General features: G+C 61.2%; 5 protein-coding genes and 2 pseudogenes. 1 reads left to right on the plus strand and 6 read right to left on the minus strand.

Features of this window, described 5'->3' with window-relative positions; all coding sequences use genetic code 11:
• Nucleotides 1-124: 124 nt before the first annotated feature.
• The 3 genes from AC07XB_RS36325 to AC07XB_RS36335 form a co-directional block, all read right to left on the minus strand.
• Nucleotides 125-3625, minus strand: coding sequence for an ankyrin repeat domain-containing protein (locus AC07XB_RS36325; RefSeq protein WP_492832417.1), 3501 nt, complete (start codon nt 3623-3625; stop codon nt 125-127).
• A 609-nt stretch (nt 3626-4234) separates the two neighbouring features.
• Complete coding sequence (locus AC07XB_RS36330) at nt 4235-5278, minus strand: hypothetical protein (protein WP_492832419.1); 1044 nt, start codon at nt 5276-5278, stop codon at nt 4235-4237.
• Entirely contained in the window at nt 5275-6843 is a 1569-nt protein-coding gene (locus AC07XB_RS36335; protein ID WP_492832420.1) for a hypothetical protein, read from the minus strand. Before AC07XB_RS36335 ends, AC07XB_RS36330 begins: the two co-directional genes overlap by 4 nt.
• A 289-nt stretch (nt 6844-7132) precedes the next feature.
• Here AC07XB_RS36335 and AC07XB_RS36340 point away from each other — a divergent pair.
• Nucleotides 7133-7508 (plus strand): annotated as a pseudogene (locus tag AC07XB_RS36340) (LysR substrate-binding domain-containing protein); the annotation flags it as partial.
• Here AC07XB_RS36340 and AC07XB_RS36345 read toward each other — a convergent pair.
• From AC07XB_RS36345 to AC07XB_RS36355, 3 genes and pseudogenes are all read right to left on the minus strand, one after another.
• Nucleotides 7490-7862 (minus strand): annotated as a pseudogene (locus AC07XB_RS36345) (transposase); the annotation flags it as partial. The pseudogenes AC07XB_RS36340 and AC07XB_RS36345 sit on opposite strands and share 19 nt — an antisense overlap.
• A 779-nt stretch (nt 7863-8641) precedes the next feature.
• Nucleotides 8642-8848, minus strand: coding sequence for a hypothetical protein (locus AC07XB_RS36350; RefSeq protein ID WP_492832422.1), 207 nt, complete (start codon nt 8846-8848; stop codon nt 8642-8644).
• Between the two features lie 337 nt (nt 8849-9185).
• Entirely contained in the window at nt 9186-9737 is a 552-nt protein-coding gene (locus AC07XB_RS36355; RefSeq protein ID WP_492832424.1) for a hypothetical protein, read from the minus strand.
• Nucleotides 9738-9927: the final 190 nt, after the last annotated feature.

A 9927-nucleotide genomic window follows, 5' to 3' on the forward strand; every position in this document is an offset into this window, starting at 1 on the left:
GCTATCGTCTGCTTCGTACCCCGGCCGCCGTCGGCAGGCGAGCGAAGCTCGGGCCAGCCCTTTTCCGGCAGGGGTCGAAAGGTGCCGGCGATGGCGGTGAATGCGTCATCCGGATTCGAGGTCATTATTTGGGAGTCGTGCATGTGGCGTGGCCATCCGATTGGCACGGCGGGTTGTCACGTCTGCGCTTCTCGTCCTGTTCCTTAAGCTTTTGCACGCGAGCCTTCTCCGCGGCTTCGGCGTCGGCTTGCCCTTTTTTCTCTCGCGCCTCGGCCTCCGCCATGCCTCGCTTCATCTGCGCCTGGTATTCCTCTTCCGCCTTCCGCTTCGCGGTATCGTCGGTGTACAGCACAATACCGCCCATGTTGCCGCTGCTTGTCAATGACGATTTCGGCGCGCCACCGGACGTCTTTGTGCTGTCAGCCTGCTTTTGTTCGGATGCTGGTTTGCCGGCAGATGACGCCGAAGTGCCGGACGTGTCAGCGTTACCAGTCTTGCCAGCATCGCGGGAGGCCTCGTTTGCGCCACGATTGCCTGCTGCGGCGGAAGTCGTGCTGCCGGACGGGGAGTTCGCACCATTCGCCGCATTGGACCCGTTGCTGCCATTCGCCGCGCGCGCACTAGCACCCGGCGCGTTGGTACCGCCGTTGGCCGCACCCACGCCTCCCGACTGCATCTGCGGAGCCGCCTTGTTGCCCGGCCCGCCACGACCGCTCGGCCCTCCACCGTCAAGCCGTTCGTTTTCCGCCACGATACGGTCGAACTCTGCCCGATTAGGCAGGGGCGGCGGCCTCATTTGTGCGGCGATCGTGTTCAGCGACTGGCTGATGGTCTGGACCCATGCGCTGTTTTCCTGCGCAGCCCGTCGTGACGCTTCGGCTGCGCCCTGCATTCGTCCTTGCGACGCCCTGACGCGCTGCATCTCCGACTCGATGCGCGACTGCCCCATCTGAATCAGGTCCTTGAGACCATTCAGGCTCTCGAGGAACTTCTCGTTGACGCGTCGCCGTTCGTCCCATGTCAGCAAGGAATAGACCGGGACAAGTCTTGCAAAGTCCACGGGACGTGCAGCAAAGTTGCGCACGCATTCGCCAAAACGCGATGCGATGCCGTACGCCTGCGCCCAGTTGCTGCGAGCGTTCGCCGGATTGGCCAAATCGTCATATCGGTCAGGGAAATCAAACAGCTCGCCGTTGCATTTATAGCCAAGCTCTTCTGCCGAGAACCCGCTATTGACAGCGAGTTGGATCTCGGTGCGGCGGTTGTAGCGCTCCGCGCTCAATGTCACCTGAGCGATCTGCGCCGGGGTACTGCCCTCGAGCAGCACCTTCTCTACTTCGAGTGACTCACGCGATATGGCGATATCAATCGGTCGTGCACCGTCCTTCGTAACGACCGCCTTCGACGCGCCGGCGCGCAGCAGTGCAGTCGCGATGCCGGGGCTATTCACATTCGCGGCGTAGTGCAGCGGGGTGCCGCCGTACTTATCCTGTGCGTTGACATCCGCACCCGCCGCCAGCAGGACGGTGACCACATTAATGCGTCTTAAAATGACCGCCTTATGCAGTGATTGCCGCCCGTCGCTGCAAGCCGTGTCGACGCGTGCACCGGCTTCCAACAATGCCTTGGTTTCCTGGCCGGAGTCAGACCACTCGGTGGACTGACAGAGGATGGCTTCCGCCCCGGGATTTTCTGCGCTCTTGGGTATCGCTTCCAGAGACGCGCCGGCAGTGACTAGCGCCTTCAGCACGGCGGCATCTCCGCGCTTTGCAGCAATGTTGACGGCGCGATTGCCATACTTGTCCGCGGCATTGCCACGCGCGCCAAGCGCGAGCAGTCGCTTGACTTCGACGGGGTCCCGGTCCCCCACGGCAGTAATCAGCGCGGCATCTCGTTGCTCTGGCGACGAGAGTGGCTGACCGGCATCAGCGGTTTGCAATAGCGCCTGCGTCGCGGTGGACTTGCTCGTGACGGCGTAGTCCATGGCCGTATGCCCGTCGTTCGTGACAGCCGACACGTTCGCACCTGCCTCGAGTAGCCGTTTTACAGTCCGCGTGGCACCACGCGCCGCCGCGTAATGAAGCGGCTCCCAGCCCTTTGCGTCGCCCACGTTCACTTGGACGGCGCTTGCGAGGAGCGCCGCGATGACGGCCTCAGTGTTGAAGTAATCGCGGCGGTCGGATGCCAAATGGATCGGGCGCATGCCGTCCGCAAGTGCGGCATTGGGGTCAGCTTTCGCCGCAATCAATGCGTTCACCCCCTCGGCGGTGCCTTTGGCCGCGGCGAAGTGCAGGGGTCGCCAGCCGTCTTTGCCTGGCACGTCGACCTTTGCACCGACCCCGACCAGCATGTCGATGATCGCGCTCTGTTTGTAGAGGTTTTCGTTCCAATAGGGGCGGCCAGCCTGCGCTGCGTAATGCAAAGGCTGGTTACCTTCCGGCGTCACAGCGTCGACCTTCGCGCCGCGTGCCAGCAGGATCTGCATGACACTTGTCATGCCGTTTTCCGCCGCGAGGTGGATCGGCTGCTTGCCGTCGCCGCTCTTTGCGTCGATTTTGGCGCCAGCAGCGAGCAAGATTTGCGTCGCTTCGATATAGCCCGCGTCGTCCATGCGTCGCAGGTCTCCGCTGTAGTGGGCTTCCTTACCTCGAGCCACCAGATGAAGCGGTTGAAATTGCCCTTCCTTGCCACTGGAAAGTGCGTCGGGCTTGGCGCCAGCGGCGAACAGCACTTTGAGCATTGCCGCGTCGCCATTGTTCGCGGCGTAATGTATTGCCTGCCAACCGGTCTTGTCCACAGCTGCGACGGACGTGCCTGCGGAGAGTTGCACCTTGACGACATCGATGTCGCGATTCTTCGCCGCGGATGTCAGGAGTTCGATGCCGGCGTCCGCGCCACTAGGCCGTGCGCCGGCGTCCATCAGCAGTTTGACGTTCAGCGGGCGGTTCGCGGCTGATGCGATCATTAGCGGAGTTTTTCCGTCGCGATTCGGGACGTCGACCTTCGCCCCGGCGGCAATCAAGCGCTTCAGCGATTCGGTGTCATCATGTCGCGCCGCCCCATGGATCACCTGCTCGCCGTTGGTATTGACCTCATCGACCTTCGCGCCTTTGGCCAGAAGGAACGTGAGCATTTCCGCATCGCCTTGCTCAAGCGCCGCCATCAACGCGGTGTAACCCCGTGGCTTGGGCGATGCCAGGCTGGCACCCGCGTCCAGGAGCACTTGCACCGCTTCGGGGCTCCCGCTTGCGGCAGCGAACTCCATCGGGCGCAAGCCGTCCTCGGCGGATGCGTCGATTGTTGCGCCGGCCGTAATCAGCGCCTTCATGAGCGGGACGTTCGCCCTGAGCGCAGCGGCGTGAAGCGGGCGCATGCCATGCTCGCTTGCTGGAACGTTGACGTTTACGCCCGCGTCGAGTAGGCGTTGGATGCCAAGCTTGTCCCCGTCGGCAATGGCCTTGATGAGGGCATCGGTCTTTTGGTCGCTTGCTATGTCGGCGATCGACACTGCTGAAACTGCGGTGGTGTTGTTGCCGTTCGTCTGCGCAGACACTGAGCCGGAATAGATAACGCCGGCTGCCATCAAGCTGGCTAACGCGCGAATGGTGTTCTTCTTATCATGCATACTTGTCGCCGCCGTTGGAAGGCGCCACTCGCCTGAGGAAATTACTCCGACTTATCCCGCGCCTGCCACCCCCATTCCAGCCGTCGCAGTCACCGTCGATATCAGGGTGAAACGCAGGATTCGCAATTCCGTTGACATGTACGACGACGTCACTGCACAGCTCTGTCAGGTTAGTGGAGTCAAGACAAGCGGGTGGCTAGCTAGGAGTCTGTCGGGCTTTCAGCATCTGATAAGAAATTGCCTAAATATTGAGCAGTTTCGCGAGCTGCGGGGCGGTAGAAGAACTACGCTTTCGGTTTTGAATCGTTTTATCGCCCTGTCGTGCGCATCATTTGTTCAAGTCCGACAGGAGGGTCGGCCGGGATTGGAAAATTATCTGAAGTTTCACATATTTGTGAATCCCGGCCATCCCTCTTGTTGCAAGCGGGCCCTCGCGATTCTACCGCCAGAATTGGCACGAAAGGCACGACTACCCCGTGGCGGACGCGATTCGCGGATACGCGGCGACGTCACCACCGTTGCGAGCACAGTGCGCGCAACGACGGACTGCCGCCTCGGCGCTTTACGAGGCCCCTCGCTGGAATAGCTCTGTTGCTGGACTTGGCGCAGCTAGTCCCTCGGGTAGACCCTATCCCCGACATCTTCCCCATCGGAGGTCAGCACGGACTCCTTCTCCTCCAGCAGTGTTCCGTCCGGGGAGAAGGCGAACGAAACCGTTCGTTCCGATCGCTTCCTGCCGTTGCACATCAGCGTCGCCTGCACCTTGTAGTGATTCACGTCCCGCCCGCTGATGTGACTGTACGTCTCCATGCATCCGTTGCGATTCAGAAAGCCGGTGACCGTGTCGGCCTGCTCGTCATAGAAGAAGGTGAACTGGGTGTTGTCCGGATATTTGACGGACCGGAGGTTCCGCGTAGGGCTGTAGAGAAACTCGTAGCGCTTCGTCCAAGCGTTGGCGATCGCTGCTAGCTCGTTGTCCTTCACGTCAAACACGGCTTTGAATCCTTCACTGCTACTCACGTTTTGAAGCAGTGACCCCTGGTAGGTGAAGGTGATCGCGCCGCCGGCGGGGCCCGTTATGGACTGCACACGCCCGCCTTCTTCAGTCTGAACACTCAGCCCGGCGACCGAGATCAGCTTTCCATCCCAGCCGTAGGCCTTGTAGGGCTGCGACATATCTGGACGCCATACCTGGATCTGTTTCGGGCCGATCCGAACGGTCTCGAACGTCGCGGGACTGGTCAAAGCGACCGGCACCGCGGCGTTGGCCACCTCCCGCAATGGACGCCCCTTGAACGATGCCCTGAACTTCGGCTCGAGTTCAAACCGGTTCGCATCTCCAAATTCCTTGCCAGTGCCGCAGTTCTCGATCGTAATCGATTGCCCATCTATCACTGCCCTGGATTCGAGGTCAATATGAACCTCAGCCGAGCCATCCTTGACGTGAACCGCGTTACACCAACCCAGACCAAGGGAGTTGCTATAGAGAGTCCTCGACTTGTACTCGTGGACGATGGTCGCCCACGGCATCGAAAGTGAGGCGAGTTCGTAGGTGGCTTCGAGGCGCCGCAACTCGACCTTCCCCCCTAGGGCGTGCGCCGCACCGCCAGACGAAACAAGTACCACTGCCGCTAAGCTCTTGATTGCGTTCATTGGTGGACCCTTGCGATTTCGGTGTATCCGTCCGGGGAGAAGCGTACGCGCCAGGTTGCCCCGTCCTTCAATAGCTTGACTGTACCCTCGCCGACCGGGTTGCCGCTCTCGAATCGCCCGACGACCACCCGCTCGCCTTTAATCTCCAAGGAACCGGTCCCGTTGGGCTTGCACCGCCCTTCGACGTACGCACAATCGCCTGCGTAACGCGAGCGCGGGTCGTCCTTCTCGATATATGCCTGACCACCGCGCAGGTCAACACGCTCCCAGGAGCCATCCGCGGATTTGTAGATCGCACGGAACGCCTTAAGGGGCGCCACATGCGGTTCAAAACGATCGTAGGCCATGATTAAGCAAGTCACGCCACCCGAACTCGGCTCTCTGGCGCAACCGGTCCTCTCATAGGGCCGAGCGATGTTCGCACGAACATCTGGTGTTGTTATCCCGTCCCCGCTCCCACCAAAAGAGATCCGCGTCGACTCAGCGCGTAGTACAGCGACGTAAAAGTCAAACGGAGACACGCCTTTTCGGAGGACAGGTTCGATGGCAGGGCCAAGGCGAACCTTGAGGTACTCCGCAAACTTCGCGTCCAGCGTCGGTACGTATGGGAAGTCGATGATGGCACCACCGCTACTGTTCGCATCCGCACCTCCGTCGCCGCCAGGGACCCAGGCTTTGGCGATTTCCAACCCTTTGGCAGCGAGATAGTAGAGCCCATCACTCTTTTCGATCGTAGCCGGGGGCACCCGCGTCAGCCGCGAGCCGATCTCGCCGCAATAGAGACCGATGCCGATCGCCTCCGCAGCAGATGCCGTCACCGGCGCGTAGTCGGAAACCTGGGGCTTCCTACCTGCTCGCGCTTCACGGAACGACAGGCCATTGTTGTAAGCGATATGCGTCGCTCGGGCCATCAACGGGTCGACGCCATCTGCCGCCTTTGTCTTGATGGCCAAACAGGTGCCACTTTCATGGACCACCAGACTCGCTCTCTGCCCCTTCTTTGCCAAGAAGTGTGCAAAGTCACCGTCTGAAGGCAATGGAAGGCTCTCTTTAGGGTGCGAGTGAACGGCAGCCAGCGCCTCGCCATCGCATGTGTACTTGCTGTACTCAAGCTCGATAACTAGCGCATCACCATCCTGTATCTCCCCGGCCACCCATGTCCTCCCACTTACACTGGTCGAACCCACCATCTCGATGGCTTGACGGAGTTCTTTCTCCAGGGAAGCGAACTGCTCTGGTGGCAGTTTGCTTCTGGCCGCCATCAATTCGGCATAGGCGCGCATCGCCTTTTCACGATCATTCGTCCGAGCCTCGGCCCGCAAAGTCAGGCACGCACCAGCTTCTCGGTTGATGATGGCGGTACGCGCTCGCAGCGAGCGAAGGCCTTTCACCCATGCTGCTGGCAACTCGAACTCGCTTGGCAGCTCCGTTGGGGTCTCGGCAATCTTGAGGCCGCTCAGCAAATATTCCGATTCAGTCCAGGTTGGCGGAGTAGCGGGCTGAGCGTGGGCGCCCACGGCGAGTGCAGACAACGTCGCGATAATCACCCCTCTGACCTTAGCCATGCCCTCTCCCTTTCGTCTAGTTATGATTGCTGCCAGCGAGTCTAACAGGTGGGCACCAGCCTTGTTGATCCGGTGTTGGGGTGGGTGATCGTCGAAAGTCCTGCGATTTTCGCGAGATTTCCCGGTATGCTAATCTCGGTCTTCCATCTGGCTCGATACCAATCAATTGATTCGACAATGGCGTCACCGACGCTCAGATGTACCGACTACCGACGAAGGCGAAGCCAACGTCGAGTTCCTCCAGAAAATCCTTCAGGTGAGCCAGCGGGGTCCGCTCCAATTCGCGCTCGCGTGCCTGAACGCACACCGCCGTATCCGCTCACGCATGCCGAGTGGTGCGATATATCAGTGGGAGTTCGAGCGGCACGGCGAAACGTCGCATATCGATGGTAAAGGCGCGAAAGACGCTCGACGAGCCGGGCCCGATGCTGGCGGCGGCGCGTGCCGGTCTCGGTCTTGCGTATCTGACCGAATGGAACGTCGCCGCGGATCTGGAAGCTGGCACGCTGGTTCGCGTGCTGGACGATTGGACGCCCCCGCTCGACGGCCTCTGTCTGTACTATCCGGGCCGCCGCCACGTGCCGGCCTGACTGCGTGCGCTGATCGACATGATCCGCAAACACGCCGACGCGCGGCGGGCGCGCCGTCAGCGCACATCCGCATAGGGGCGGCGCCCGGTGCACGGACTTGGAGGGTCTAACAACATGACGTATCGCCAGCAGATGATGCAATAAGCGATCGTCAGGAATGCCATCATGGATGGTGGCGAGGCGTTCGAAGGGGACGCACAATCGTTTGAAGTTGTGCAGCCAGGCAATCGTTCGTTCAACGACCCAGCGGGTTTTGCCAAGACCGCTGCCGTGCGGTTGGGCCCAACGCGCGATCTCAGTGGCAATGCGCGCGGCATGAAGCGGACTGCGGTACTTGTCGTGGTCGTATCCACGATCACCCTGAACGATGAGTGGCTTGGATAGTGGTCGACCGCGTTTGCCGCGCAGAGGCGGAATCGCTTCGATTAGCGTTGCGGCTGGCCCAGAACCGGCACCCCGAGCGCGCAGCCAACGCGTCGCCCTCGAACATGGCCGGTGCCGCCTCCAGGTCGAAGCCGAGCGCGACGCCGGATGCCCGGTAGTTCGCGCGCCCCCGTGATCTGGATGAGACCCCGGGCCGTGAAGCGCTTGCCGTCCCCGGGCTGGCTGTTGCCGAGCTCGTAGGGCTTCTGGTTGCGGCTGGCTCTGTCCGCCGGCGGCCACGCCGCGAGGTCGCGTTCGTAGCGCATCTGCGCAGGCGTCGGCCCCCACAGCTCGCGGGTTAGCGAGAAGCCCAGCGACTCATGGCAGACCTGGCGACCCACGCGGCTACGCGCGGCGGCGGCAGAATCCCGAACTCGAAGAGTGCGGGTTCGACGTGTGGCCACCAGCGAGCCGCGAGCGCCGGCGCCAGGCAGGCGGCGGCCTGGAAGATTTGTTGGCCCATGTGGACTCCGGAATAGAAAAAAACCACCCGAAGGTGGCTTTGTGCGCGGAAGACCGCGCGTGGAATGAAGCGGCATGCACTTGGCCTGTCGCTGAATATTTTTAAGCGTTGGCCGACAACTACAGATGAATTAGAGGTCCCCTATATCAGACATTGATATCCTTAAATTCACGCCTCGCAGCGGTAGCTGCTTCACCTTTAGCGTCGCTGCGCAGGATCGGACTGGACGCCCCCCGCGCGGTCCGGTCTTTTTTTTGCGCATGCAATGGGCATGAAAAAGCCACCCGAAAGTGGCTGCTGGCTATGGCTGCCAGCGCGGCTACTAGCCGACTTCTGATTGAAACGCTACCTGCTGCGCTGCGGCATATCCAAGGATCGACACGCCGTCGTTATCTAGCTTCCTTGGCTGCACAGACAGTTCAACCATCGGCGTATCCGGATACATCTCGGAGAGAATTTCGTCCACGTCATCCCTGGATTCGAATGGACCGAAGTGAATAACTCGCGGCCCGGTGACTACGGCGAACAACCACTCTCCTGTGCCTAGCGGGTACATAACCGCCAGTGAGCGCTCATGCCGATACATATTTGCCTCCAGATCTTTTCATGACCACCAACATCTCTATCGTAGGAAATCTGTTTGGAGCAACAAGTATCGTCAAGCCCACACACCGTCGACTCTGGCGCGACTACGCTGTTCCCCAGTGTCGGCATCTCGCCGGCTGCAGCACCGCTGATTACTTCGTGTATCTTTGACCCCGGAAAAAAGGAGCCCGCACGTGGCGGGCTGATGAATGATCGCGTGCGGTGCAGCCGCTAGATGTCGATCACGACGGACAGGTCCTTGGCGCCGGTACCCAGGGAGGTCACGGCGAGCGCGATGTCCGCTCCGCATAGTTGATGGCGTAAATGACGCCAGCCGGCCAGTTCACGCCCGCGAACTGTCTGCTGGGCGCAAAGGTGAGCGTGATGGCCGCCGATCCGCTGACGCTGACAGTCGCCACGGTCTGCGTGCTGCCGGCGGTGCCCAACTTGGCGAACAGGTTGCGAAACTCGCCTCCGCGCGCCAGCATCTTCAGCAGGGGCGCCGCGCTGAGCGCCCCTACCATGTTCAGCACGATCGCCTCGGGCACCTGCGTTTTAGGCCGCAGGGCATCGGTAGCCAGCAGGTAAGCGTAGCGCTTGATGGTGGTGAAGTCGCCCGACTTATGCAGCAGCATGTTGTTGCCGCTGAGTGCCGCGCCGGCGCCGGACAGCGAGATCAGGCCCTTGTCCGGGTGCAGCAGGTAATCCGTGCCCTTCAGATTCCACGCGGTAAGCGGTGCCTCGCCGACCACCGGCCCCAGGATCATGTAGTTGGCGCCCGCGCCGTAGATGATGCACTGGCGGACCACGGTGTACCGGCTGTCGCTCAGCACGGCCTTGGCGCCCGGGATCCGCCCCCACTTCTGCCGGTAGAAGCCGACCTTGCCGCCGGACTAGACGTGTGACGGCCGTCCACCACCCTGCAGCATGCGGATATTGGCACCCGACGTAAGCACCCGGTCATGACCGTCTAGACACTGAAGCACCGATAAGCACAATAGGTCCCCACCTATCGATAAGTGG

This window comes from Cupriavidus sp. GW821-FHT02F09 (assembly GCF_059421605.1).